Raw genomic sequence first — 24,595 nt, forward strand, 5'->3', positions numbered from 1 at the left:
GACTTATTTAATAAATCAGGGATCTTATTATCAGCCAACAATCAAACCATCTTGAACTCGAATAATTCGTTTCGTTTGGGCTGCAATATCTGGTTCATGAGTCACAATCACAATTGTAATTCCTTGATCGTTAAGCTCTGTCAGTAAATTCATCACATCGTGGGAAGTTTCGGTATCTAATGCTCCTGTTGGTTCATCAGCTAAAACTAATGCAGGTCGATTAACTAAAGCTCGTGCAATGGCTACCCGTTGTTGTTGTCCACCAGAAAGTTGACTAGGACGGTTGAGAATGCGATCGCTCAATCCTACCCTATTTAAAGCTGCCAATGCTCTTTCACGGCGTTTATGCTTGGGTAAGTTAGCATAAATCATTGGTAACATCACATTGTCTAAAGCCGTCGCCCGTGCTAATAAGTTAAATTGTTGAAAAACAAACCCTATCCTTTGATTGCGGACATAAGCTAATTCATCATCATCAAAAGTAGTTAGGTTTCTCCCTTCAAAAATGTAGTGTCCAGTTGTCGGCCGATCTAAACACCCCACAATATTCATCAGTGTAGATTTACCTGAACCAGACGCACCCATAATAGAGACATATTCACCTTCCTCAATAGAAAGTTGAATCCCTTTAAGTATAGGAACAGTAACTTCTCCTAAATAATAGGTTTTAGTAATAGATTCCATCCAAATCATCGTTGCCATATAAATATAAGTAGTTAAATTTATTAGTGGAGTTAGGGAACAGGGAACAGGGAACAAAAGTATCCGTATAATTGTATTACGAATTACGAATTACGAATTATTTAGTCGCTTCTTAAAGCTGTAATTGGGTCTAATTTGGCAGCGTTACGTGCGGGAATCACCCCAGCAATTAAGCCAACGCTTAACGAAAGTGCAAACCCAGCAATAATTGATAAAAAAGAAATAACAAACGGAAATTTAAAAATACTTGCAGAGACAAAAGCAATCAAAACACCACTACCCATACCAACACAACCACCAACAATAGAAATAACGATCGCCTCGGCTAAAAATTGATTCAAAATAGCTGAATTTGTGGCTCCAACAGCTTTGCGAATCCCAATTTCTCGTGTACGTTCCACGACTGAAACTAACATAATATTGGCAATGCCAATGCCACCGACGACTAAAGAAATCCCCGCGATCGCTACTACCATCACTGTAAATAAACCCACAACATTAGTGAAGGTACTAACAATATCAGCTTGGTTAGTTAAACGAAAATCATCGGCTTGTGGCGGATAAATATTGTGACGTAAACGTAAAAGATTAGTAACTTGAAACTGTGCCGCTTCTAGTTGTTCTTGATTACTAGATTTAACTAAAATGCCATTAACAGAAACCCCTGCTAAAGAATTGTTTCCTACTAGTCTGCTGGACATACTAGTTAAAGGAATGAAAATTTGGTCATCTCGATCCATCGGCCCTTGAGAACCTTTAGCTTCCATCACTCCAATTACTTCATAAGCTTCTCCTTGAATACGGATTTTTTCTCCAATGGCATTAACACCCTGTCCAAATAGTGTTCTTTGGACTGTCGGCCCAATAGTTGCAACTTGAGTAGCCGTATTTAGTTCTTCTTGAGTAAAATATCTACCTGATTGGGGATGAGTATTTCTGACTTCTGGATAGTTCAAATCTGTACCATAAATAGTTGTTGAGGTGTTTTGTCCTTCATAAACAACTTGAGCGCTGCGTTGGAGGTAAGCAGAAACCATTTGTGCTGACGGTGCTTGTGTGGCGATCGCTTGAGCATCTTCCCAGGTTAAAGTACTGCTAGAACCCAATCCCTGCCTAATATTCCCACTTCTTGCTGCACCAGCCAAAACTTGTAATACATCTGTGCCTAATGCTTGTATCTGTTGCTCGACTCCCTTTTGCACCCCTTGACCAACAGAAGTAATGGCAATAACTGAGGCAATGCCAATAATTACACCCAGCATAGTTAATCCTGTGCGTAATTTGTTACTCCACAGGGTTTCTGCCGCCATTGACAATATTTCTGTAAATGGAACAGTGCGGGTATTCTTGCCTTGGTAGAAAGCTTTAATCATATAGCGCTTCTTGGTTGTGTGCAGTAACTCTCAGAGATAAAAGGGACTAGGGACTAAAGGCTAAGGTGATGTATTCTATCTACAAGAAAACTGCTATTTTTGTATTTAAAATTAAAAACTAAATTTAAGGTGCAGCATTACCACGAGAACGACCGCCAGAAGAACGATTACCTCCTCCCATACCCGGTAGCAATCCTCCTCGTGGTGTTGATTGTGGTCTTGACCCTGGAGGGAAACTCAGCAAGACTTTCTCGTTGCCTTGCAATCCAGACTTAACTTGCGTAAAGTTATCGACAGTCACGCCAGTCTCAATAGGAGTGAAAACAGGTTTTTCATCTACTCCGGCAACGAACACACCTGTAGCATTTTCTCTACGTACAACTGAGGCTGTGGGTACAACCAAAACGTTCTTCAATTGACCAGCTTGAAAATCTGCTGCTACATTCATCCCAGATCTCAGCAGCCTCTGAGGATCTGAAAGTGATACTTTCACTTCAAAACTGGTAACGTTTTGTTCTACTACAGCTTGAGCTGCAATTTGGCTGACTTTACCTGTAAAGGTTTTTCCGGGGTAAGCATCTGCCCTGATTGTGACTGGTTGACCAAGGCGAATTTTAGAAATATTGGTTTCAGCTAAATTGGCCACAACTTCATTTGTAGAAGCTAAGGACAAAATTGAAGATGAAACCGCCGAAGAGACGGAACTAGCTGAAGTTGTAGGAGTTACAAAAGCTCCTGGGTCAGCATACTTCTGCGTCACCAGACCTTCAAAAGGAGCGCGAATTATATTGTCATTGATTTGAGCTTGGACGTTTTGCAGCGAACCACGAGCAGAAATTACCTGAGCATTGGCGGCATCAATATCTTCTCGGCGCGTGCCTGCTTTCAAAAGTGCTAAGGCTTCCTGTCTCTGCTTGACTACAGATCTCGCTTGCTCAATGTCTTCGGGACGTGACCCAGCTTTTTGTAATGCTAAAGCCTGCTGTGCTTCATTGACCGCAGCTTGGGCGCTGTCACGATCTGCACGAGTTTGATTTACACTTTGTAGGGAAATAGCTCCGGCATTGTAGAGTTGTTGATTACGGCGGAAATTATCTTCTGCTTTACTTAAATTAGCTTGGGCGCTGTTTAAACGTGCCTGGGCTTGGGCAATATCTTGAGGACGATTACCTGCTTGCGCTTTTTGCAGATTTGCTTGAGCTTCGTCTAACTGTGCTTGAGCTTGAGCAATATCTTGAGGGCGATTACCTGCTTGCGCTTTTTGTAGATTTGCCTCAGCTTGTGCCAACTGTCCTTGAGCAGAGGTAAGTTGCCCACGCAGGTTGGAATCATCCATATATGCTACAATCTGTCCCTTTTTGACAATATCTCCTTCCTTAACTAGCAGTTGTTTCAGGATGCCTGAGTTTTTAGGGCTAAGATTAATTGACCGTTCAGGCTTGACTGTACCGTTTGCTGAAATTGTGATTGTTAAGTTTTGCCTTTCTACAGGTTGTGTCAATATCCGCCGTCTTGCTTCTTGATTAGGAAGGATAGTTATTTGGTAATAAAGCGCGTAGCCAATTCCACTTAACAGTCCCAGAATGAGTAGCCAAGACAGCCAAGGATAACTACGCTTTTTTTTTACTTCTGGAAGCAAAGATGAGGAATCTATTGAAGGCGATGTATCGGTTTTCATATTAAATACCAGTGTAGAAAAAATGGCTACCGAACTAATTCTTAACGGCTAGAACTTAAGCCTAGTAGCCCTATACTTGCAATTCCTTGATTTTTTAATCATAAATATTGACGTATTAAAAGCTTCTTGCAGGATCACGATCAAAGAACTCAAGTGTATAAAGTGTATTGCACCCTGTCGCAAATCGCTATATCCTCACTATTACTCCATTGGGAAGTCTGATATCACCGTTGCGAAGTCTGACTACGCTTCTACTAAAAACAATTTCCTGACTGGGAAGAATAATATCCCCATTAGGAAGTTTAAAGTAACCTGGATTACGCAGTCTAACTATTCTTCTAGCAGAAACAATTTCCCCGTGGGGAAGTCTGATGTCACCATTAGAAAGTCTAGTTACTCTGTTGGAAGTAACCACTCTTCTATTGGGAGTAACTACTCTAACTGGAGTCACTACTCTTCTATTGGGAGCAACGACTCTTCTATTGGGAGTAACTACTCTAGTGCGGACTTCTTTATGACGGTATTTTGTCTCAGCACTTGCAGGTGTAGTCAAAAAAATTGGAGAAACGATGAGAGCCGTAGCCAGCAGTATAGCTGGACGTATTTGTTTCAACATAAAATTGACTCCTTTGTTTGCATGGAATTTCAATTGTGCTTAAGTTCCGGTGAGCAAAATTACAATTGATGCCAGCAATTATCAACGAGAAAGCCATAACTTAGCGCGTGACCAAAGTCACTAGTAGTTGCAAATTGATCTATGACCAAAGTCACCAATTTATAAATAAAAACTCCACCCATCAAGGGATGGAGTTTTGTCAGTAGTCGGTAGTCAGTGGCAAAGCGAAAAGTGCGGTCTTGGGTAGAACCCAAGAGGAGCAACTTTTCAAGACAGCGAAAAGTGAGTTTTAAACCAGATTAAAACAATACTTAGAGAATCGGCAGTTGAGTTTCGACTTCGCTCAACTGCCGCGAAGTCGAAACTCGATTTCCGCGCAGCGATGTACTGAGTTTCGACATTTCAGCATGGTTCGACTGCGCTCACCAGCCGCTTAGTGCATCACTGACAACTGACAACTGACCCCTGACACGCGCAGTGTCAAATAAATCAATTTTGGTTCGGGGCTTAATTACACACCCTGTTCGCTGTTAAAAGTTCTCTCTCTGATACCAATGAATTTAATAGAATAGATTTATCTGTTTGCTTTTCACGAGGACTTCCGCAATGCTGAATTTATCTACGTGCTTTGCTACTATGGCTATCTGATTGGAGGAACTGTGGTAGTAATAGGTTGATTGGGAATATGTTGACTAAGCGCAAAAGTCGCAGCGTTGCCGCAATTTTAGCTTTTTCTGGCACGTTGACAATTTCAGGATTACATAAGTTTTATTTGGGACAGCCTCTGTGGGGTGTGCTGTATGTTTTGCTTTCTTGGACACCGATACCTAAGGTAGCTAGTGCTATTGAGGGAGTTTGGTACTTAGCCCAAGATGAAGAAGCTTTTGATCGTAATTTTAATTTCGGTAAGTCAGCAGTCAAAATATCCCAGCAGGCGAACAATAATGTCGGGGCGATCGCTGATGCTTTGCGTGAATTAGACGCTTTACGCCAAGATGGACTGATTTCTGAGTACGAATTTGAACAAAAGCGCCGCCAGCTGCTCGACCAAATTTCTTGAAGCAAGCAAAAATGATGAACAACTGGCTACCTTTGAATTTTAAATTACAAAAACTTAAGGCCAAGCTCCTCAACGACCCCTACTATCGACTACAGTCTGGGGAAGAAATTCAAGTAGCAGCCAAACTGGGTATCCGCATTGATGCTAATCAAGCAACTGTAGATGATTGGTTACGTCTACCTGGTTTGTCGATTCACCAAGCGCGATCGCTGGTAGAACTTTCACGCTCAGGTGTTAAATTTTATTGTATTGAAGATATTGCAGCGGCTTTGAGTATGCCAGTCCAGCGATTAGAGCCTTTAAACCCGCTGCTGATTTTTAATTACTATGACCACGAATCTTTAGATAAACCTGCGCTTTTAGTTAACCCAAACACAGCCACAGTTGAGCAATTAGCCAAAATTCCTTTTATAGATTTATCTTTAGCTGAAGCGATAGTCCAAAATCGCTTATCGGCTGGATTTTACAGCAATTTAGCCGATTTTCAGCGACGACTAGATTTGTCTGGTGAAGCGATCGCCCAGATGATGTATTATTTAAGATTTTAAGACTTACAACCCTGAGAGCAGATTTTTGAAGAACTACCTTTTAACTTGATAATCACCGTGTCTAGAAACAAGACACTTTTATTCTTAGGGAACTCCAAAAAATACATTATCCAATTTATTCATATTTTATTTTTCTTACTCCCCCTGCTCCCCGAAGTTGCTCCACTTGGGGAGACCCCAAGACCGCACTTCTCTTCTGCTCCCTGCCCCCCTGCTTCTATAACGATGGGATATTTTTTTAGTTGGAAGTCCTTTACCTCTTTAAAACTTTCAGGGGTTGTTAAAATCCGTCCACAATTATTAGAGTTAAGTTAGTTGCCTTGGTGGGATGGACAGTCCTAAAGAACGATGACCCAACAAACAGAAAGAATTTGTATCCTTGGTGGAGGCTTTGGTGGTCTCTACACTGCCTTGCGCCTGTGTCAGTTACCTTGGGAATCTTCACAAAAGCCCGAAATTGTACTAGTCGATCAAAGCGATCGCTTTTTATTTTCTCCCTTACTTTACGAATTACTTACAGGTGAACTGCAAACCTGGGAAATTGCCCCACCTTTTGAAGAACTTTTACAAGATACAGGTATTCGTTTTTATCAAGGAGTTGTGTCTGGAATTGATACCGACCAAAAACGAGTTCATTTACAAGATGGCCCAGAAATTCCCTATGATCGATTGGTACTTGCTTTGGGCGGAGAAACACCACTAGATATGGTAACTGGAGCTACGTCTTACGCCTATCCATTCCGTAGTATTACTGATGCTTATCGTTTAGAAGAACGCTTGCGAGTATTAGAAGAATCTGACGCAGATAAAATCCGGGTGGCAATTGTTGGGGCTGGTTATAGCGGCGTAGAATTGGCTTGTAAATTAGCAGACAGGCTAGGAGAAAGAGGACGCTTTCGATTAATTGAAATCAGCGACCAAATCTTGCGAACTTCCCCAGAATTTAATCGTGAAGCCGCCAAAAAAGCTTTAGAAGAAAAGGGTGTGTTTATTGATTTAGAAACCAAAGTTGAATCAATAGGACAAGATACCATTTCTTTAGATTATAAAAATCAGGTAGATACAATCCCCGTAGATTTGGTAATTTGGACTGTAGGCATACGAGTTGCTTCTGTAGTGCGATCGCTAGCTTTCAAGCAAAACCAGCGTGGTCAAATCAGCACTACACCTACTTTGCAAGTCCTTGACCATCCCGAAATCTTTGCCTTGGGAGATTTAGCAGATTGTTGTGATGCTGAAGGTCAACAAATACCCGCCACAGCCCAAGCAGCTTTCCAACAAGCTGATTATACAGCCTGGAATATCTGGGCAACTCTTAGCGATCGTCCTTTACTTCCTTTCCGCTATCAACAGTTAGGAGAAATGATGGCGTTGGGTACAGACAACGCTACGCTGGCTGGTTTGGGAATTAAATTAGATGGCTCTTTAGCTTATGTAGCGCGTCGTTTGGCTTACTTATATCGGATGCCAACTTTAGATCATCAGCTCAAAGTTGGTTTTAATTGGCTAGTCCGTCCTATTATAGATACACTTTCTCAGTAACAAGTAGTGTGCCTTGACTGCGGAAACTCTCTCACAAGCCAAAATCTCAAATCCGACATTTGTAAATCATAAAAAGTTTGATGGAACGACCGAAAGTTATTCTAGTAGATGCTGTGGGTACACTCTTCGGAGTTAAAGGCAGCGTAGGCGAAGTATATAGTCAGATAGCCCAAGAATTTGATGTTGAAGTAGCACCAGAAGTATTAAATACAGCATTTATCAAAAGCTGGAAAGCAGCACCACCGCCAATTTTTCCAGATGCTGACCCACAAGATATTCCCCAACGGGAGTTTGATTGGTGGCAGATTATTGCCTTGAATACTTTTGAAAGTGCAGGTGTTCTCAAGCAGTTTTCCGACTTTTCGGCATTTTTTGGTGAACTTTATATTCACTTTGGTACTGGCCAACCGTGGTTTATTTATCCTGATGTCTTACCATCTTTATTAGATTGGCAGCGTTCAGGAATTGAACTAGGGATACTATCTAATTTTGATTCCCGAATTTATTCAGTATTACAAAGTTTAGGACTAAGCCAATACTTTAAATCCATCACCATTTCTACCCAAGCCCGTGCGGCTAAACCAGATCCTCGAATTTTTGCCATTGCTTTAGAAAAACATAACTGTCAACCTGAGGCAGCATGGCATATTGGTGACAGTATCGAAGAAGACTATCAAGGGGCTAAAGCCGCTGGACTCAGAGGCATTTGGATTAATCGAGATCAAATACAACCAGGCAGTTAGCAATGTTAGAAAACGCAGAGGTACAGCTTGACTCTGCGTTAAATTTTAGGCGATCGCTCTTCCCTTTTGAAGTAGAGGGAGTAAGAAAAATAAAGTCTGAATAAATTGGATAATTTTTTTTGAGTTTCTTAATAAAACTTGTCATTCAGCTAAACTGGTAGCTTTTATCAAGACACTTAATACTAAATTATCAATGAGTCTACTGACTCAGTCTGTATACGATTTATTTCATGTCTATAAAGAGGTGTCCAGAGTAACGTCTTCCCATTCTTGAATTTCTTTCTCAAAGGATTCTAGTTTCTGACGAAAACTTGTCAATGCATCTTCTCCTAATAGCAAATGCAGAGGAGGATTGTTTGACTCTACTACTTTAATAATTGCTTGTGCAGCCTTGTCAGGATCTCCTCTATCACTATTTTCTAACTGGTGTTTGACGAACTTGTGGACGGATTCTTGATAGTCATCAATTTGACAATCGGGAGTTGTTGTAGAACCTTGAATATTGGTTCTAAACCCTCCTGGTTCAATCAAAGTTAGCTTAACACCAAAAGGTGCAAGCTCTTGGGCTAATGCTTCAGAATAACCCTCAATCGCAAATTTGGTAGCAGAATAAATGCCCGAACCAGGAAAGCCCATAAGACCGCCAGCCGAAGAGATATTAATGATATGACCACTTTTTCTTTGGCGAAAATAAGATAACGTTGCTTTGATTACATTCAAAGTTCCAAAGCAATTAACCTCAAACTGACGACGTATCTGTTCGTCTGCGATTTCTTCCACTGCACCCATAGTAGCAATACCCGCATTATTGACCAGCACATCTATCTGACCAAAAGTAGAGAAAGCAACATTAATTGCAGAACTAATTTCCTTTGGTTTGGTAACATCTAAGCTGACTACCTTTGCAGTGTCAGAGTACTGCTTAACTAAATCTTCGATCGCTTCGGGATGTCGAGTTGTTGCCACAACCTTATCTCCTTTGGCTAATACAGCTTTACTCAAGGAAAGTCCAAAACCGCTATTACTCCCCGTAATAAACCAAACTTTACTGTCAGTATTCATGATATTTCCCAAATTCATTCTTTTTGTTGTAATTAGGGTACATTCGAGTTAGATGGTCGGAGCGGATCGGGTCCAGACACTGGTGTCATACCAAAAGCCTTCATCAATGCGGTAACGTGGACTTGGCTCGGACGGGTACGACCGTGTGGCGGGATCGTGCGGCTCTCGGCTGGCTCGGCGAGGGCTACCACCGCTGTTTCCCAACTTGCGGGCATATAGCTGTTGAGGACGCGGGCCACTTCGCTATCGACGCGGAAGCCATGAACTGTATTGCGCGGAATGACTACAAAACTACCAGCGGCTACCTGACTCATCTCATCATTCATTAGGAAAGTGACTTCGCCTTCAAGCACGTAGAAGGTTTCGTCTGACCAGATATGTACGTGCGGCGGTGCGCCCGAACCTTTAGGGCAAAGCTCTTCCATCATCGACCAGCGACCTCCCGTGTCCTCTCCAGATGCTAGGATCAGCCATAGTATATCGTCGCTCCAATAAGCTGGAGCATTGTCGCGGGTCTTGATGAAGGGCATCGAGCCAGGGGGTGGGAGCGTTGGCCAGGGTGTTAATGTCATTGGATGATTCCTTATTTATTTATGTTGATTCAATCAATTTGCAGCCAGTGGAAACCATCGACTGAGCCATTCTGTTAGGGCTGGCACAGCATTTTGATCGCCAACGAAGCCGACATACGAGTCAGGTCTTACAAGGAAAAGACCCCGATCGCTGCCAAAGGCATCGTGAAATTGAAACGAGGCTTCTTTGGAGGTAGCAGCCGTAATGTGTTTGACCTTCAGCATTGGTTGCCAGGGATAAACGACTTCATCTCTAGTTGAGGCAAAGGCTGTTGTATTGCGATCGCCGACCAGCAGCAGCGTGAAGCACGAGGGGTCGAGGAGCTTGTAGAGGGGGGCTTCGCGTAAAGCGTCCCAGAAGGACACTTCAAAATTGGGCAGACGATCGCCCGCCTTTAAACTTCCACAAGCATGGTGCGTTTGAGACAGCGTACTCTCGCGGTAGTTGGAGACAACCTCGCTGATGAATCCGGTACTCAAGCGCTGTACAAAGTGTGTGTCGAGCAGCAGCGGCACGATGTGCGCGATCGTCTGGTAGTATCGCAATTTGAACATTGCTCATAATCATGCTTTCTGTTCAGCCAAGAAAGCCAAGAGTTGACGCACTAGCCGATCGGGCTGTTCTTTCTGAATATAATGTCCAGCACCTGGAATGCTCCCACCGCGGATGTCATCCGCAACTGGTTTAAGCGATCGCAAGGGTAAGTCACCCATTGCTGCCTCTCCCCCCAATGCCAAGACAGGCATTGGCAGCTTACGGTTAGCAGCAAAGGCTCGGTTTTGTGTTGCCGTTTCGGGAATCGCTCGATAGTGACCAAAGGATGCCTGCATCGCACCAGGCGCAGTGTATTTCTGAACGTGAACATCAATTTCTGCTTGAGTAATAGCGGCAGGATTTTTCATGAAGTGATGATGCATATAGGTAATATATTCTCGCTCCTTGCCTTGAACGAGCGTTTCAGCAACCTCACTTTGGTGAAACTTGAAGTGCCAAACTCCGTTGTCTTTAACAAATTCCTCTAGTCCTAAACCTGGTAATACCATATCAAGGATGACAAGCTTGCAGACTGCTTGAGGATAGTTTGCAGCATAGGCAAAAGCTGGAATCGCACCCATATCATGAGCCACTAAAAAGACGCGATCGTACCCTAAATGGCGAACTAACTGATAAATGTCTTCACCCACAGTTCGACCATCATATCCACTGGCTGGTTTTTCCGAGTCTCCAAAACCGCGCATATCTGGAACAATCACGGTATATCGCTCTGCCAGCGCAGGCATAATTGTTTTCCAGCCGTACCAGGTTTCTGGCCAACCGTGAATCAGCACAAGGGGTTTACCTTTGCCGCCCATCACATAGTGTAGACGAACGCCGTTGACTGTTGCTGTGTGATGCGTGAATGTGCGATTAAACATTGCTTCCGTGGGCTGCCTCTGGCCGATCGCTGGGTGAATGGACAAAAAAGGTTGGTGAGAGTCAGCCCGTGCCAGAATCACTGAAAATAATAGTGTCGTTGTTAACGCAACAGAAGCGAGGCGAAATTTTAAATGCTTTCTCAACATGATTAACGCGATGTGCGACTTAATATTCTGTAACAAGTTCATCGAACTGAAGAGGATCGCGGCGGATGGCGATTAAGCCAGAAACAGACAGTGTGAGCTAAAATCTTGCGATTGAGACGACTGGTGAGATGCCACAGATATCGGGCATCGAATCAGATCAAACTACCGAGGTCATTTCGGTTGGACGAATCAGAATTTCGTTCACATTGACGTGGGGCGGTTGGGTGACGGCATAACTATTTGTTAGACCGCCACTCACTATAATTGAGCGATGTGGAATCATAATGTTCATTACCATAGCTATCTGTTGCACCAAATTCCCAAACGGGTCTACCGCGCCTTGGATATAGGTTGTGGGTTGGGTCTTTTTGCGTGGAAACTGGCGGAGCGTTCTGCGAGTGTGGATGCACTGGATGTTGATAGTGCAGTCTTAGCAGAAGCAGCAATCCTTAATCCTGCTCCTAATATTTCTTACCTGAAGGCTGACTTTCTAGCAGTCGAGTTGCCGCAAGCGAATTACGATGTAATTGTGTCGATCGCTACGCTACACCACATGGAGATAGAAGCAGCTTTGGAGAAGATGAAGTCACTCCTGCGCCCTTCTGGAAAACTGCTGATTCTTGGACTTTATCAAGAGAAAACCCTAATCGATTACGCTTATAGTGCCGTTTCAATTCCGCTCAACTTTGTGTTTTTGAAATGGCATCGAGCCTCAATTGTAGAACTGACTACAGTTGCACCGACTCGCCCTGCTTGGTTGTCATTGAAACAGATTAGAAAGGTCGCAGCCGTTGTTCTTCCTGGCTTCCATCTCCAGCGGCATCTGTTCTGGCGATATTCACTGATTTGGCAAAAACCTTAGCCTCTCGCTTTTGTGCAATGAGTTAAGATTGAGTTGTTTGCAAACGGCTGGGTATGAGTGAGACCGTCTACATCGAAACCAGTATTTTAGGCTATCTGACTGCTCGACCTAGCAGGGATATTGTTGTATCTGCGAATATTCAGATAACGAGAGAATGGTGGGATACGCGCCGTAGTGACTTCCAACTCTACTCTTCTCAAGCAGTTGTGAAGGAAACCTCTCAAGGCGACGCTGCGATCGCATCTCAACGACTCGAAATCATTCGTAATCTTGCTTTACTCGATTTGAATCAATCTGTGCTTGATTTAGCAGAATAGTTCTTGTGACGCAGTAACCTTCCCGCAAAAGCTGATGTTGATGCTGTTCACATCGCAGCCGCAACTATTCACGGCATGGACTACCTGCTGACCTGGAACTGCAAGCACATCGCCAATGCTCAAATTCAGCGAAAGTTGGCAGCGATCAGCCTTGACTTTGGATACGAGTTGCCGATTCTTTGTACACCTTACGAACTGCTTGGAGGTTAACTATGTATCAAGATGAGATTGTTGAAGAAATCCACAGAATCCGTGAAGAGTACTCTCAATCCTTCAATCACGATCTGAAAGCCATCTTTGCTGATTTGCGGAAGCAGCAAGCTGAGAGCGGCAGAGAGGTTGTCAACTTGTCGCGGAGGCGCGGTCTAACAACACGTTGGAGCGGACGGGTGAGAGACCCTGGTGAGGATGCAAAGGATGCTGACCGCCGCTCAACTTAGCTGTTATACGGAAACTTTCCGTCTATTCCCTGAAAATTGGGGTGATATACCGTCAAAAATATCGGCATAAAGCCCGATCAATCGTTGAGATTTCATTGTCGTTCTAAACAGGTAAGGTTTAATTCTTGTCTGAGAAAAAAGTTAATAGTTGTTGAGTAAAGTCATCTGGACATTCCGTAGCTAACCAATGACCACAATGCGGGATCGAGCCGCCACGCACGTCTTCAGCAACCAACTGTAAAGATGTTAACGGTAAATCTCGCAAACTCTTCTCTCCTCCTAAAGCGAGAATTGGCATTTTAAGTTTTGTCTTAAAGTCTCGTTTATTTTGTTCGGCATCTTTTGGCATAACACGGTAATATTCAAAAGCTGCGTGCAATGCACCAGGTGCAGAATAAGCATTAACGTATTTGCTAATTTCTTCTTCGGAAATCATATCTTGGCGGTGAGCGAAATTTCTGATAAAAAAAGTTAAATACTCATGCTCTTTACCTGTAATCAGCTGTTCGGGTAAATCTGGTGTCATATGAAAACCCATGTGCCAGTAATTGCCTGTTTGCCCAGTTGTGTCGGCATTAAAGCCAGGAACCAGAGTCTCCATAAAAACTAGCCGAAGAATTTCTTGTGGATACTGTACGGCGTAAGAATAAGCTGCTGCGCCTGCAATATCATGGGCAACGAGATTGATTTGTTTGAAGTCAAGTTTTTGAACCAATTGATGAATGTCTTCAGCAACGCTTTGCGCTTGGTAATCCGGTGCAGGACAAGAAGACTCGCCAAGACCACGCAGATCTGGTGCAATGACCGTATACTTTTCAGCAAGGGCGGGCATCACTTTATGCCACTCATACCAAGTCTGCGGAAAACCATGTAAAAGTACTACCGCTTCGCCTTTGCCACCCATAACATAATGAATGCGAACGCCGTTGACCTCAGCCGTCTGATGCTGGAATTGTCGATCGAAATCTACCGTATTGCTGTTTATTATTTGCGTCATTCTTTTGGCTCCTTCGGTAGTGTCATTCAGGAAAGGCAAGAGGAAAGAGAAATTGAACCGCTGGAACTTGAAAAGTTTCACTAAACTGTGACTGCGAAAGGAGTCATACCGTTTTACTTTAAAGTTGATACATTTGGGCAAGCAGGGGAGGCAGCACTTCGACCCTAATTTCTCACTCATACTGTGGGAGGTGTGGGGAGTAAGCCCCGCCCTTACTTCGACTTACTTCGGTTTCGCGGTAGTTGAATCTCGACTTCGCTCGATTTCCGCGCAGCGCCGCACTGAGCCTGTCGAAGTGTCGAAACTCAGTACAAGACGCTCAGTAACCATCTAGGGCGCTCTTGCTGGGGCGGAGTAACAAGCTCCTTCTGGTGCTTTCTCCCTTGCTCCCTGCCCCCTGCTCCCCTTCCTCTTCTGACATGTGAACCTGAATGCGTCAGTCCCTTTCCCCGACACAGATTAGCGGGATGTGAACCCGTCTGAACAGGTGCGGATGGGCTGTGGCGCTATCGGGATAGACCCCGCGCAACGGCCCGAACTCAGGCTGTCTATTGGTCGCCGCGAACGCCGCAGTGTTCTCGAACACGGCATAGTTGAGGAACATCCGGCTGTTGCCGATACCTTGGTGCAGCTGCGTGGAGATGTATCCCGGCTGCCGGGCGAAGAAGGCGGCATCCTCCGCCCAAGCCTTCTTGAACGCATCATGATCCCTGAGATCGACATCGAAGATGTTGACCAGGATGGTGGGCTTGTCGGATGTGTCCGCGTATTGCTGTTCGAGCGCAAAGGTCGGGTCGAGTTCGACGTGTTTAAGCATTTTTGTTCTCCTTAATCTAGAAACTTTGAGTTTGGAATTGCTGCCGTATCAACCGTTTGATCTATGTAGATGCGATTAAACTTTTGAAAGTGCTTCCTTGGCACTTGTCCACTCAACATCAGGATAGCGATCGTTATCCAGCGTTTTGTTTTGAACGTACAGCATGGTATGCACGTATTGCATTGCTTGCCAAGCTGGTAGAATTTCCGTTTCACCTTCTGGATTGGCTGCTCTCGCTTTTTTGTTGGAAGCAGAAAGATCTTCCATACTGCCCATATCAATAAGCTTAAACGGCTGCTTTTTAATCTCTTCGCCAACGGCTGCTAGCTCCTTCGGCGTAATCTGAAAACTAGCAATTCGCAAAATCCTGGGTGTCTCGGAGTCGAGTGCGGCAGCCGCTGTATAGTCTGCCGTATCGTCCGTTGTCGAAAAGTCTATTTTCCAGTCAGCCTTATCTCCCCAATAGCGGACGCTGTTGTTCTTTACGTCAAACAGCGGCGCACCTGGTCCTAGGATCAAATCGCAAAATGCACCGTTCATAATCGAAGTGGCGGCGATCGGGGATTTGTCTAGATACTGCTGAAATTCTTTGTGCAGATCGACATTTCTATTTTCTCCTTCTGGCAGTTGGGTAAAGTCGGATGAATAGTCTGAAGGGATAAAGCGAGGAACGCCTGCCGCAACTGCTGCGTCCAAAAGTTGAGATTGGGACTCAACCATGACATCACGCAGTCCTGACAACGCTGAGATGACACAAGAAACTCCCTGGCAGGCAGATTCTAGCGCTGCTGTGTCCGTCATATCCGCAGTGACGACTTCCGCACCGAGCGCGGACAATTTTTCCTTCTTTTCTGATGCGCTGCCGCTACGGACAATCGCTCGAACGTTTGCCCCTCTTTTAATCAAGGCTTTAACGATTTTCTCGCCGACTTTGCCCGTACCGCCTGCTACTAGGATTGTTTGTTTCATGATTATTCTTCAATATTGTGATGTTGTATTTTTGAAAGCGAAAGATAAACTAAGCTGACCAGTCATCATTTTGGTAGCCACGATCGCTAGCTGTTAACGATCTAAAGTACTTTTTGAATAGATGAACGGTGATCGCATTACCTCGATTGGGTTGACGACTATCAATAGTTTGAGTCGTTACTTTTCACCTTGATACTGAAGATTGACTATAGACTCGTAGAGCGCTGGATGCGCTTTAATGTCCGACAAGCTATGCTCATCTGAATAATTTTCTGTAGCGGATCTCCAAGCTTCGACGCTCTCCCAGCGAGCAATATTGACGAATTTAAACGTGCCATCGCCAACTCCAATATTACGGTGCAGATGCGTCTCGATAAAACCAGATGTGTGGGAAAACACCTCTGCGGTTTTTTGCCAATTTTTTAAGAATTCTGCTTCTCGATTTTCGGGTACGATAAAGCTATTAATTAAGGTAACAGCCATAATTTTTATCCTCTTTGTGAAGTTTGTATTCAAGACAGTGAAATAATTTGACACGACTTGCCCAGCGGCATCGTCTTACTGAACAAAGAAAGGAAGTCTTCTAGTGACTTGCAAGACGATGGGGAAGAACATCATTAAAAATCCGAGTACTCCAGATATTGCTGCACTTCTAATCGTCAATACCTTATCCTTCCAGGCTCCGTAGTAAGCCCAGACCGCGACTGGGAGAAATAGAATAACGGCAGTGAATAGCCCTGGCGAAAAAATCTGCGTCAATAGAACTGGAACAATATGGAACAGAGTGGCATTGACTAACATAAAAGCTGGAAAAGACAGTGCCATCTCTGGCTTGCGCCAGCCGATAGCAGCGCAGGATACCCCTAGAATGATGACGAAAGCGTTGACTAAATAAAATTCGTTCCACTCGACAGGCAACTGTAGCACCTTCCCTACCCAACCTCGCCAGTCGTACATATACTCTTCAAGCATATGGAGTCCGTAGGAAATTGTAGCTATCCACAAGATATATTCACGAGACATAATCAAAATGGTTACTCTGTCGATTTTTAATCAGGTTATTCAAGTCGCTTTTAAACATTCATTCGTAAGCAGTAAGCGTGCTTGAGCCAGACATTGGGTGATACGTCTTAATTACTTGATGTTTGTTGGAATAATAGGCAGCATTGGTATTTGAACTTCTCGCCGAGTCAGTGGGTAGAAGCGATTCGTTGTCTCGTCGATTAGAGTAGCAGTCATAATTTATATTCTCTCTGTAAAGTTTGCCTTTAAAAAGATCTAATCGATCTTTAAAACATTCCGCCGTCAGCAGCCAGGGTACTGCCAGTGATATAAGAAGCATCATCGGAGACTAGAAATGCCACTACTGCGGCGATTTCTTTTGGCTGAGCCAAACGTTGCAGTGATGCCGTGGTTTTAAGCACAGTATTAGGTGGTAAATCTCTAAGGGCTGGATGAGTGTAAAACTTGGCATTCTCTTCCGCCATATCCGTTGCCGTACCGCCAGGTGCGATCGCATTGATGGTAATTCCCCGCTCTCCCAATTCAGGAGCTAGATTAAGCACCATTGCCGAAACGGCAGCCTTGCTAGCAGCATAGAGAGTATGATAAAAAACAGGAATTTTAGCACTGACAGAAGAAGTCAACACGATATGTCCACCAGAAGAGAGATGACGAGCAGCAGCCTGGGTGACAAACAATTGACCGGCAACATTCACGCTGAACACCCGCTCGAAATCTTGGGGAGCGATCTCCTCTAGCTTTCCAAAATGCTCAACTCCGGCATTACTGACCAGAATATCGAGTTGACCGTATTGCTCAACTGCTTTTTCGACTAACTGCTGAATTTGGTCAACCTGACTTATATCTGCCTGGATTGCTGTAGCTTCGCCGCCCTGCTGCTGGATTTGGTTGACAACTTCCTCAGCCTTCTCAGGGCTACGATTGTAATTGATGACCACTCTAGCACCTTCCTGAGCTAACTTCATAGCAATCTCTTTGCCGATTCCCCGACTCGATCCGGTAACAATGGCGACTTTTTTTGCTAGCTTTTTCATTGATAACTCCTTTGTTCATTTGAATGTGTTGAACTGAAATTATCAGCCCTGAGTTTATAAAACTTGAGTGAGTAATACCATTGATCGGTGGAAAGCTATCGATCGTCTTCTGCCATCTTGAATCTCCTGGCTAAAGGTTGACCATTGCAACTAGCTGCCAAAGATCAGCTTCTTCCTAGTCTGCGTGATGCCATAGGTATATTCACGCTGGTTTCCCCACGGTTCGACGTGAACCATGCCAGTTGCATCCACCTCGGTGTACATAGACTGAGCCTCAATACCTCGCACGCGATCGCTCAACCAGTCCGCCACCATCGTGTACGCTTCCGGTCCTAGCTGTCCGGCACGGCTGGCGTGTATACCGTGGTCTTCGCCTTCATAGAAGATCAAAGATTTAGCACCCGTCAGGCTGTTGAGAAAGTCGAAGGTATAGTGGGCATCGCTCAACTGGTCGTCCTCACCCGCCGCGACCAGGAATGGACACTTGATCTGCGGAGCCAGCTTGAACACGTCGAGTTTCTGAGCGATCCGGTCAAGTTCCGCTTCGTCTGTTGCGCCAGTCATGTACATGAACCGCAGTTTGAACGTTGGGCTTGCCGTTTCAAACTGCGAGAAGCCGCCGGCTTCAAAGCAGGTCATGGCGACGCCGCAGGCGAGAAAACGCGGTTCAGCCGCCGCCAGCGTGGTCGCCCAGTAGGAGCCGAAGCTAAGACCATGCACAACGATCCGACTGGGATCGATCTCTGGACGAGCAGCCGCCAAGTCGAACGCCGATGAACCCAATTTGCCGTAGGTGTCCGGGTCGTACCAGACTTCCCGAATCAGCGCCTCGCCCTGCCCCGGACCATCGATCGCCAGAACCGCAAAGCCTCGCTGCAACCACTTGTCCCCATCCATCGCCACCGACAGCTCTTTCCAGCCGTCCATACCGGAGACGATCGCAACACAGGGAACGTGATCGCCCTGCTTGTATGTTGGTGGCAGGGAGAGTATTGCTGGCACCGATCGATCCTCAAACGGCACGTCGATCTGCTCAATGTGCCGACCCGCAAGCTGGATGAACTTGGCATAGCAATCCGTCTTCTTTTGATTCAGATCGAGATTCAGAGGTGTGTTTGCCTCGATCGACCACTGCGCTCCGCCATAGAGAATGCTAGCTGTAAAAAAGTTCTCACGGGCTGTAGAATCATGTCCCTGCTTTAGTTCGGCTTCGGCGCGCAGCTCGCGGCGTCGCGCTGCGAGCATGAACTCACGTGTCATGTCGTTGTAAGTCTTGATTCGCTGGCGCAGTCCGATGAAGTCACCCTGCGAATCGTGTCCGCAAGCACTGGACATATAGCCCAGACGACCCTGATCCCAATCGGGTCCCAACAAGCTGATGATTGCATCTAATAGCCAGCGTTGTTCACAGAGCCGTTTCGCGCGGCGGGTAATATTGAGAGGCATTGTAGGCATGAGGAAAGCTCCTTTCATCGAGGGTTTTCAAGGCGTAGAGCCTTCGGCGGTCTCCTTCATGGACTGCGAACACATTTGCGGCGAACTTGTAATCGCTGTAAATAGGTTTTTAAGACTCAGGGTATAGATTCAGCAGAATTAGCGGTTGCTATAGAGGGATTCGCCAATTCACTTCGCGTATACTCTTAGAAGCGATAACTTCTTGAAAGATGCCAGGATGGTGCTCGACACCAGGAATGGTTTCTTCACCTGGTTTGTAGCTGCCGTGGGTCGCATTCCAGGCATCTGCACTTTCCCAAAGTGCAATGTTGATATATTGGAAGGTTCCATCGCCGACACCTGCGTTTTTGTGCAAGTGAGTTTCAATAAAACCGGGTGCGCTAGAGAAGACTCGCGTAGTCTCATTCCAAGCTCTCAAGAATTCTTCTTCTTTGTCTGGGGGAACGACAAAGGGATTAATTAGAGCTACTGGCATGTTTTAGCTCCTCGTTGAATGTGCATTAATTACATAACTTCTATAGCTTATGGTCGGCTATGGTGAGTTGGCTTGGATAAACTTGCTTTTGTATCGGTACGTTCTTGCGATTTAGCGAAACTGGCTAGGAGTCACCCCCAACTGACGCTTAAAGTGGCGGGCAAGATGGCTTTGATCGGTAAATCCAGCTTGCGCTGCAATCTCGGCAATCGACAGCTTTGTTGTCGTCAGCAGCCGTTTGGTTTGTTGAATACGGTGAGCGATCAAATACTGGTGCGGACTCAGCCCTGTGGATTGTTTGAACAAGCGGCTAAAGTAATAGGGACTCATTTGAACTTGCTGAGCCATTTCAAGTAGGCTGAGATTTTGGTCAGCGTATTCGTGAATGTACTCTAGCACCGTACCCAGGTGAGCCTTTGATAGACCGTCAGATGATAGCTTGGCGGTGCGCGTGTCAGCGTTTGTTTTTTGAGTTGAGTAACGCTGCAACAAGTGAACGCAAATCGCTGTCACCATCGATTCTAAGTAGAGACGATTCCATATTTCTTCTGAAGACTCAATCTGTGCTTTTAGCGCGATCGCCATTTGATGAATCAGCGGATCTTTCAGCTGAAACTGGGGTATTAATTCGAGTCCTTTAGTGTCTACTATTTCAGCAGAGGTCTGAACAAAAAATGTAGGTTCAATATATAGAGCTACCAGTTCGCTAGGCTCTTGTATCCTGATGGATGATACTGGTGTTGCTGCTGGTGTAAGACAGATATCACCCGCACCAAAGCTACCACGCTGAAGACAACCATTAAGCTTTAGCTCTTTGACAGCAGGATCGTGGTTAAGATGAACTGTCATAAAATGCTGTGTAGAGAAGTGCTTAGGCGTTTCAGCACAAGCAGACAACCGACAATACACCACCTGCATCATAGGCAAAAACACTTTCTTTTGAGAAAATCCCTCATCTGAACTTGTCAATGTATTTGACATTTCACGAGCATTCATCTGTAGGGATTTGCGTTTAGCCATGACGCTTTATAGTTGCAATTGTATATTCATGACAAATATTACCACTAAAGAAATTTTCGAGCAGGGAAAAGTTTCGTCATGAATACAAATTTATAACTTAAAGATCACTCTGTTTTTCTTTTTCTATTCCTCAAGGAACAGATTTAAGGAGTGCAACGCGAAAAAGTTGAGTCAAGCAGGATAAACCAGGAGGTAGAAAATACTGGTACTTATACTAGTTAAGAAGTACTATTATTTTGCTGCTGAAGTTCTGGATGGGTGCGCTTATATTTCATGTACATCAATTGCCGTAAAGGTTTGAAGTTTCGCACCAAGAACATACTTTTCTCAATTTCCTTTCAGAAGTTGAAAACCGTAAATTATAACTCTACGTCTCTAAAAAATTAAGCTTCATACCCCTTACTTATGTACTAAGTAGGGGGTATTGCTTTCTTCAGATTCATTTATCGTGAGACAAATCTGGAGTTTATTCGCAAAGATACTCCATCTTCTGATATATCTAATTTTAGTGATTGAGGATTATTTTTTAATCGCTCATTGCCTTCTATCCACAAAGAAAACCACAAATATTTATTCATCACTTGTTTAAGTGCATTAATTCGTTGTTGTGTTGGTGGATGACTACTATTTTCTGTATAGTCAGAAGGTAAACGCAAAAACAGATTCAAGACTCGCAGACCTGCATCTATCTCATAGCCAGCCTTAACCATATAGGTGTAACCGATTTCGTCTGCTTGAAATTCATGCTGGCGACTTAATGCTTGCATGGTGCGCTCAAATTCTTGTTTTTTCTGAATAATAATTCGTTGTTTGATTACATCTTTAGTAGCGGGTGATAGGGGAGTGTTCGATTTTCTCCATTCCTGTACAATCTCTGACTTTGCTTCTTTGAGTAATTTCTCTTTTAAATTAGTTTCTGCTTCTTCTTGCTGTGCAAAATGGCGTTGAGTATGGTGAGCTAATTCATGACTGATAATAAAAGCTAAAGCTGCATCATCACCATGTATTTGGTCTAACAAGCCTTTGTAAATTACAATTTTGTTTAACTCATCTGCGTATGCATTGGGATCATATTCATCACTAATTTGAAAGCGCCAGGGATAGTCATCAAGTCCATTAGCACGAATTACTCTTTCTGCTACGCTGTAAACCCATTGCAGATTATTATTTTTCGGTTGTACTAGTGGAGTGGAAGTTGATAAATTTGTAGTAGTTGAAAGTGATGAAAATGTAGTTAGTGCTTGTGTGACTCCTGGTGTGTTAAGGTTTAGTAAAACACTGCTGCTAACACCTAATGTAGTGATAACAAATTTGCGAATGTGTGAGGATGTCATAATCGTAAACCTCTATTTGTTTTGTTTGAATGCATTTGACTGATGTGATTTCGGCAGAACTAAAAATATTAGGAGGTAGAGCAGACAAGTCTTTGGAGGAAATATCAATGGGGGAGTTTTGTGGAAGATAAAGAGATCCCTTCGCGTAACTTTCAGCATGTATGCTACTCAAACCCCAAATCACTGTTTTAAAATATTGCCTGCTGCCGCTGAGTTATGCACATAGCAATGCCTTTTTCGTAATAAGCCGCTTCGTTAATAAAAACTGGATAGACTGTTGATGCTCCTTCGTAAGCAATGGCTTCCCCATCAAATGTTAAAAACATCGGTGCGCCTGGAGTAAGTGACTTATAGTCTTGAAAATGAAGTTGTGGATGAATCATTGCTTGAATCTCACCCGATTCATTTCTGGGATAGTCAATCGTTCCATGATGCTGATAAAAGGTGAGTTTGCTATCAAAGGATAAAATTTCTGCCTGATTATATTGCTCTAAGTAATTCAAAGCAGTGTCAATCAAAGCTTCAGTTTGCCTAAATAGATCTGCTTGCAACAGTCCTTGAGCTACTGCTCCCACCTCAATAGTGCAGCCAAATTTACAAATTGATGGTAAAGAGTATTCTTGCTCTGACTGAGGTAGGACATAAACGTTTACCAAGGGGTTTATACTTTGCAGATAAGCAGCCAGTCGCAGATTGAAAGGATGCTCGTCAGTAATAACGGTTAACCCCATATTTGCAGTCGTAGTATGGATATCTAAAATTGCGTCCACAGGAGTTTTGCCATTTGCACCGAAGAAATAATTGATTTCCTTAGCTCGGATATCTTCATAACTAGAAAGGGTCAAATCTTGCAGTTCGACTTGTTGGAAGCAACGATTGAGGTCTTTATCGATGTATCTACGTACTGCTAAAAAGGCTTTGGGGTTTGCTAACAACGTTATTGTTTCAAAGCTGGCTCGATGTACTAGATGAGGATGCTGTTCAAATTTTTTGATGAGATAAGCACCAGTAAACTCGTTTCCATGAGTTCCCCCAACAATCATAACTCGTTGAATTAAAGGTATTCTATTTGTATTCAATTTCTTGTCTCCTAGTAGTTAACGCCACGAATATAAGGATGTCACAGACTAATCGATAAATCTAGACATGGCTTAATACCTAAATAGATAAAAAATTAATCTCAAATAAATGAAAAACTGTAGTAAATTTAATCACGCCTTATAAGCACCAGTAAACTCGTTTTCATGAGTTCCCCCAACAATCATAACTCGTTGAATTAAAGGTATTCTATTTGTATTCAAATTCTTGTCTCCTAGTAGTTAACGCCAGCCACAAACATAAGGATGTCATAGCCTAGCCAATAAATTTAGACATAGTATTATGCCTAAATAGATAAAAAATTAATCTCAAATAAATGAAAAATTGTAGTAAGTTTAATCATGTCTATCTATTCATAAGGAATCAGGTTTAACATGAATCTAAATATAGAACGTCTAAGACGTTTTGTTGTTGTTGCTGAACAAGAAGAGATTAATATCAGCCGTTGTGCAAAAAAACTCCATATTACTCAGCCGGTTCTTACTAGACAAATTCAAGAACTAGAAAAAGAACTAAACGGACAACTGTTTTTCCGAACTCCTAGCTGGAAACTAACACCTTATGGCGAAGTAGTTTTCAAAGAAGCACAACACCTTCTTAGACAAGTCGAGAAATTTAAGACATTACCTCAACAAGAAGATAAAGGCGAGATTGGAAAATTAACTGTTGGCATTAATACTTCGATATCTAATGGCTTATTGCCAGATATCATCCGTGTTTTTCGCTCCAAGTTCCCAAATGTGGCTTTAGCATTTGAAGAACTTTTGTTTGAAGAAAGCTGGCGCAGACTTAAAGACAATACAATAGACTTAAATTTCGAGAATTTTTACAATTTGGCAGATGTAGACAAATCCCATTTTCTTACATATAAATTATTGAATCCAGAACCACTGGTAATGGTACTACCAACAAACCATCCCCTAGCCAATCAATCACAAGTTCAACTCTCAGATATAAAAGAAGAAAATTTCATAATTCCTTGTCACAAAAGAGCGCCAGGATTACACAAACTGATTAAGGAGGCTTGTTTACAAGTAAAATTTCCCCCGAAAGTGTTACAGGAAGCCGCATGGATGACAACAATTATCAGTTTGGTTGCAGGTGAAATAGGGGTGGCATTGCTGCCTGCCAATGTAAGGAATCTTCAGCGAACAGGTGTTGTTTATCAAAACATCTCAGGTAATTTACCTATGTTTCAAACAGCGATTGTTTGGCGAAAAGATAATCAATCGAAAATCTTGTCTAATTTTCTCAAAGTAGTCACAGAAGTTTCGTGCAAGTAGCGAGATATTCTA

28 protein-coding genes and 1 pseudogene are annotated in these 24,595 nt (G+C 43.6%); 7 read left to right on the plus strand and 22 right to left on the minus strand.

All coding sequences use genetic code 11. The annotated features are described in order from the left end of the window. Nucleotides 1-30 precede the first annotated feature (30 nt). The 5 genes from QI031_RS04845 to QI031_RS04865 form a co-directional block, all read right to left on the minus strand. Nucleotides 31-702: an ABC transporter ATP-binding protein gene (locus QI031_RS04845; protein WP_281484078.1), complete on the minus strand. Its 672-nt coding sequence runs from the start codon at nt 700-702 to the stop codon at nt 31-33. 101 nt (nt 703-803) lie between these two features. Further along, on the minus strand, nt 804-2,075 hold the full coding sequence (locus QI031_RS04850) for an ABC transporter permease (RefSeq protein ID WP_281484079.1): 1,272 nt from the start codon (nt 2,073-2,075) through the stop codon (nt 804-806). 124 nt (nt 2,076-2,199) lie between these two features. Next, on the minus strand, nt 2,200-3,753 hold the full coding sequence (locus QI031_RS04855; protein ID WP_281484080.1) for an efflux RND transporter periplasmic adaptor subunit: 1,554 nt from the start codon (nt 3,751-3,753) through the stop codon (nt 2,200-2,202). 187 nt (nt 3,754-3,940) lie between these two features. Next, nucleotides 3,941-4,369, minus strand: coding sequence for a hypothetical protein (locus tag QI031_RS04860; protein WP_281484081.1), 429 nt, complete (start codon nt 4,367-4,369; stop codon nt 3,941-3,943). A gap of 59 nt (nt 4,370-4,428) precedes the next feature. Then, nucleotides 4,429-4,623 carry a hypothetical protein gene (locus QI031_RS04865; RefSeq protein WP_281484082.1) on the minus strand — a complete coding sequence of 65 codons (195 nt, stop codon included), beginning with the start codon at nt 4,621-4,623 and terminating at the stop codon, nt 4,429-4,431. A 431-nt stretch (nt 4,624-5,054) separates the two neighbouring features. On the opposite strand from QI031_RS04865, the gene QI031_RS04870 reads away from it, so the two are divergent. From QI031_RS04870 to QI031_RS04885, 4 genes are all read left to right on the plus strand, one after another. Continuing rightward, nucleotides 5,055-5,429 (plus strand): NINE protein, encoded by a 375-nt coding sequence (locus QI031_RS04870; RefSeq protein WP_281484083.1) that lies wholly within the window; start codon nt 5,055-5,057, stop codon nt 5,427-5,429. A gap of 14 nt (nt 5,430-5,443) precedes the next feature. Further along, nucleotides 5,444-5,977 carry a ComEA family DNA-binding protein gene (locus QI031_RS04875; RefSeq protein WP_281485933.1) on the plus strand — a complete coding sequence of 178 codons (534 nt, stop codon included), beginning with the start codon at nt 5,444-5,446 and terminating at the stop codon, nt 5,975-5,977. A 348-nt stretch (nt 5,978-6,325) separates the two neighbouring features. Next, nucleotides 6,326-7,519: an NAD(P)/FAD-dependent oxidoreductase gene (locus tag QI031_RS04880; RefSeq protein ID WP_281484084.1), complete on the plus strand. Its 1,194-nt coding sequence runs from the start codon at nt 6,326-6,328 to the stop codon at nt 7,517-7,519. A gap of 80 nt (nt 7,520-7,599) precedes the next feature. Beyond that, complete coding sequence (locus QI031_RS04885; protein WP_281484085.1) at nt 7,600-8,262, plus strand: HAD-IA family hydrolase; 663 nt, start codon at nt 7,600-7,602, stop codon at nt 8,260-8,262. Between the two features lie 234 nt (nt 8,263-8,496). Here QI031_RS04885 and QI031_RS04890 read toward each other — a convergent pair whose 3' ends face one another. From QI031_RS04890 to QI031_RS04915, 6 genes and pseudogenes are all read right to left on the minus strand, one after another. Then, nucleotides 8,497-9,324, minus strand: a complete 828-nt coding sequence (locus QI031_RS04890) for an oxidoreductase (RefSeq protein ID WP_281484086.1) — start codon at nt 9,322-9,324, stop codon at nt 8,497-8,499. A gap of 32 nt (nt 9,325-9,356) precedes the next feature. Continuing rightward, entirely contained in the window at nt 9,357-9,896 is a 540-nt protein-coding gene (locus QI031_RS04895; RefSeq protein WP_425526008.1) for a quercetin 2,3-dioxygenase, read from the minus strand. 33 nt (nt 9,897-9,929) lie between these two features. Further along, nucleotides 9,930-10,451 (minus strand): aromatic-ring hydroxylase C-terminal domain-containing protein, encoded by a 522-nt coding sequence (locus tag QI031_RS04900; protein ID WP_281484088.1) that lies wholly within the window; start codon nt 10,449-10,451, stop codon nt 9,930-9,932. 9 nt (nt 10,452-10,460) lie between these two features. Further along, nucleotides 10,461-11,459 carry an alpha/beta fold hydrolase gene (locus tag QI031_RS04905; RefSeq protein WP_281484089.1) on the minus strand — a complete coding sequence of 333 codons (999 nt, stop codon included), beginning with the start codon at nt 11,457-11,459 and terminating at the stop codon, nt 10,461-10,463. A gap of 19 nt (nt 11,460-11,478) precedes the next feature. Then, a pseudogene (locus QI031_RS04910) lies at nt 11,479-11,605 on the minus strand (IS982 family transposase); the annotation flags it as partial. An 11-nt stretch (nt 11,606-11,616) separates the two neighbouring features. Continuing rightward, nucleotides 11,617-11,742, minus strand: coding sequence for a hypothetical protein (locus QI031_RS04915; protein WP_281484090.1), 126 nt, complete (start codon nt 11,740-11,742; stop codon nt 11,617-11,619). On the opposite strand from QI031_RS04915, the gene QI031_RS04920 reads away from it, so the two are divergent. Both QI031_RS04920 and QI031_RS04925 read left to right on the plus strand, forming a co-directional pair. Then, nucleotides 11,731-12,321, plus strand: coding sequence for a class I SAM-dependent methyltransferase (locus QI031_RS04920; protein WP_281484091.1), 591 nt, complete (start codon nt 11,731-11,733; stop codon nt 12,319-12,321). The genes QI031_RS04915 and QI031_RS04920 overlap by 12 nt on opposite strands. A 53-nt stretch (nt 12,322-12,374) precedes the next feature. Further along, entirely contained in the window at nt 12,375-12,638 is a 264-nt protein-coding gene (locus QI031_RS04925; protein WP_281484092.1) for a PIN domain-containing protein, read from the plus strand. A gap of 558 nt (nt 12,639-13,196) precedes the next feature. Here QI031_RS04925 and QI031_RS04930 read toward each other — a convergent pair. The 11 genes from QI031_RS04930 to QI031_RS04980 all read right to left on the minus strand — a co-directional run bounded on the left by QI031_RS04930 (nt 13,197) and on the right by QI031_RS04980 (nt 23,266). Continuing rightward, a complete protein-coding gene (locus QI031_RS04930; protein WP_281484093.1) occupies nt 13,197-14,075 on the minus strand; it encodes an alpha/beta fold hydrolase in 879 nt (292 codons plus the stop codon). 436 nt (nt 14,076-14,511) lie between these two features. Beyond that, entirely contained in the window at nt 14,512-14,892 is a 381-nt protein-coding gene (locus QI031_RS04935; protein WP_281484094.1) for an antibiotic biosynthesis monooxygenase family protein, read from the minus strand. Nucleotides 14,893-14,967: 75 nt separating this feature from the next. Next, nucleotides 14,968-15,861: an NmrA family NAD(P)-binding protein gene (locus QI031_RS04940; protein ID WP_281484095.1), complete on the minus strand. Its 894-nt coding sequence runs from the start codon at nt 15,859-15,861 to the stop codon at nt 14,968-14,970. A gap of 177 nt (nt 15,862-16,038) precedes the next feature. After that, on the minus strand, nt 16,039-16,344 hold the full coding sequence (locus QI031_RS04945; protein ID WP_281484096.1) for an antibiotic biosynthesis monooxygenase family protein: 306 nt from the start codon (nt 16,342-16,344) through the stop codon (nt 16,039-16,041). A gap of 75 nt (nt 16,345-16,419) precedes the next feature. Continuing rightward, on the minus strand, nt 16,420-16,884 hold the full coding sequence (locus tag QI031_RS04950; RefSeq protein ID WP_281484097.1) for an HXXEE domain-containing protein: 465 nt from the start codon (nt 16,882-16,884) through the stop codon (nt 16,420-16,422). Nucleotides 16,885-17,150: 266 nt separating this feature from the next. Then, a complete protein-coding gene (locus QI031_RS04955; protein WP_281484098.1) occupies nt 17,151-17,918 on the minus strand; it encodes an SDR family NAD(P)-dependent oxidoreductase in 768 nt (255 codons plus the stop codon). Nucleotides 17,919-18,068: 150 nt separating this feature from the next. Further along, complete coding sequence (locus QI031_RS04960) at nt 18,069-19,391, minus strand: alpha/beta hydrolase family protein (protein ID WP_281484099.1); 1,323 nt, start codon at nt 19,389-19,391, stop codon at nt 18,069-18,071. 130 nt (nt 19,392-19,521) lie between these two features. Then, nucleotides 19,522-19,848, minus strand: coding sequence for an antibiotic biosynthesis monooxygenase family protein (locus QI031_RS04965; RefSeq protein WP_281484100.1), 327 nt, complete (start codon nt 19,846-19,848; stop codon nt 19,522-19,524). Between the two features lie 111 nt (nt 19,849-19,959). Beyond that, nucleotides 19,960-20,868 carry a helix-turn-helix domain-containing protein gene (locus tag QI031_RS04970; protein ID WP_281484101.1) on the minus strand — a complete coding sequence of 303 codons (909 nt, stop codon included), beginning with the start codon at nt 20,866-20,868 and terminating at the stop codon, nt 19,960-19,962. 443 nt (nt 20,869-21,311) lie between these two features. Continuing rightward, nucleotides 21,312-22,202, minus strand: coding sequence for a M48 family metallopeptidase (locus QI031_RS04975; protein WP_281484102.1), 891 nt, complete (start codon nt 22,200-22,202; stop codon nt 21,312-21,314). A 188-nt stretch (nt 22,203-22,390) separates the two neighbouring features. Further along, nucleotides 22,391-23,266: an aspartoacylase gene (locus QI031_RS04980; protein WP_281485934.1), complete on the minus strand. Its 876-nt coding sequence runs from the start codon at nt 23,264-23,266 to the stop codon at nt 22,391-22,393. Between the two features lie 408 nt (nt 23,267-23,674). Here QI031_RS04980 and QI031_RS04985 point away from each other — a divergent pair, with 408 nt between their 5' ends. Further along, the gene (locus tag QI031_RS04985; protein WP_281484103.1) at nt 23,675-24,583 is read left to right on the plus strand and encodes a LysR family transcriptional regulator; all 909 of its coding nucleotides are present in this window, start codon (nt 23,675-23,677) and stop codon (nt 24,581-24,583) included. The last annotated feature ends 12 nt before the right edge of the window (nt 24,584-24,595 follow it).

The organism is Halotia branconii CENA392 (genome assembly GCF_029953635.1).
GTDB classification, from domain to species: domain Bacteria; phylum Cyanobacteriota; class Cyanobacteriia; order Cyanobacteriales; family Nostocaceae; genus Halotia; species Halotia branconii.

Bases quoted from the DNA above. Each gene is read 5' to 3' on its own strand.
- QI031_RS04945 (WP_281484096.1), bottom strand. From the start codon at position 16,344: ATGGCTGTTACCTTAATTAATAGCTTTATCGTACCCGAAAATCGAGAA.
- QI031_RS04885 (WP_281484085.1), top strand. From the start codon at position 7,600: ATGGAACGACCGAAAGTTATTCTAGTAGATGCTGTGGGTACACTCTTC.
- QI031_RS04860 (WP_281484081.1), bottom strand. From the start codon at position 4,369: ATGTTGAAACAAATACGTCCAGCTATACTGCTGGCTACGGCTCTCATC.
- QI031_RS04855 (WP_281484080.1), bottom strand. From the start codon at position 3,753: ATGAAAACCGATACATCGCCTTCAATAGATTCCTCATCTTTGCTTCCA.
- QI031_RS04920 (WP_281484091.1), top strand. From the start codon at position 11,731: ATGTGGAATCATAATGTTCATTACCATAGCTATCTGTTGCACCAAATT.
- QI031_RS04850 (WP_281484079.1), bottom strand. From the start codon at position 2,075: ATGATTAAAGCTTTCTACCAAGGCAAGAATACCCGCACTGTTCCATTT.
- QI031_RS04970 (WP_281484101.1), bottom strand. From the start codon at position 20,868: ATGGCTAAACGCAAATCCCTACAGATGAATGCTCGTGAAATGTCAAAT.
- QI031_RS04950 (WP_281484097.1), bottom strand. From the start codon at position 16,884: ATGTCTCGTGAATATATCTTGTGGATAGCTACAATTTCCTACGGACTC.
- QI031_RS04960 (WP_281484099.1), bottom strand. From the start codon at position 19,391: ATGAAAGGAGCTTTCCTCATGCCTACAATGCCTCTCAATATTACCCGC.
- QI031_RS04880 (WP_281484084.1), top strand. From the start codon at position 6,326: ATGACCCAACAAACAGAAAGAATTTGTATCCTTGGTGGAGGCTTTGGT.
- QI031_RS04915 (WP_281484090.1), bottom strand. From the start codon at position 11,742: ATGATTCCACATCGCTCAATTATAGTGAGTGGCGGTCTAACAAATAGT.
- QI031_RS04985 (WP_281484103.1), top strand. From the start codon at position 23,675: ATGAATCTAAATATAGAACGTCTAAGACGTTTTGTTGTTGTTGCTGAA.
- QI031_RS04870 (WP_281484083.1), top strand. From the start codon at position 5,055: ATGTTGACTAAGCGCAAAAGTCGCAGCGTTGCCGCAATTTTAGCTTTT.
- QI031_RS04895 (WP_425526008.1), bottom strand. From the start codon at position 9,896: ATGACATTAACACCCTGGCCAACGCTCCCACCCCCTGGCTCGATGCCC.
- QI031_RS04935 (WP_281484094.1), bottom strand. From the start codon at position 14,892: ATGCTTAAACACGTCGAACTCGACCCGACCTTTGCGCTCGAACAGCAA.
- QI031_RS04875 (WP_281485933.1), top strand. From the start codon at position 5,444: ATGAACAACTGGCTACCTTTGAATTTTAAATTACAAAAACTTAAGGCC.
- QI031_RS04900 (WP_281484088.1), bottom strand. From the start codon at position 10,451: ATGTTCAAATTGCGATACTACCAGACGATCGCGCACATCGTGCCGCTG.
- QI031_RS04925 (WP_281484092.1), top strand. From the start codon at position 12,375: ATGAGTGAGACCGTCTACATCGAAACCAGTATTTTAGGCTATCTGACT.
- QI031_RS04890 (WP_281484086.1), bottom strand. From the start codon at position 9,324: ATGAATACTGACAGTAAAGTTTGGTTTATTACGGGGAGTAATAGCGGT.
- QI031_RS04930 (WP_281484093.1), bottom strand. From the start codon at position 14,075: ATGACGCAAATAATAAACAGCAATACGGTAGATTTCGATCGACAATTC.
- QI031_RS04845 (WP_281484078.1), bottom strand. From the start codon at position 702: ATGGCAACGATGATTTGGATGGAATCTATTACTAAAACCTATTATTTA.
- QI031_RS04940 (WP_281484095.1), bottom strand. From the start codon at position 15,861: ATGAAACAAACAATCCTAGTAGCAGGCGGTACGGGCAAAGTCGGCGAG.
- QI031_RS04975 (WP_281484102.1), bottom strand. From the start codon at position 22,202: ATGACATCCTCACACATTCGCAAATTTGTTATCACTACATTAGGTGTT.
- QI031_RS04905 (WP_281484089.1), bottom strand. From the start codon at position 11,459: ATGTTGAGAAAGCATTTAAAATTTCGCCTCGCTTCTGTTGCGTTAACA.
- QI031_RS04955 (WP_281484098.1), bottom strand. From the start codon at position 17,918: ATGAAAAAGCTAGCAAAAAAAGTCGCCATTGTTACCGGATCGAGTCGG.
- QI031_RS04965 (WP_281484100.1), bottom strand. From the start codon at position 19,848: ATGCCAGTAGCTCTAATTAATCCCTTTGTCGTTCCCCCAGACAAAGAA.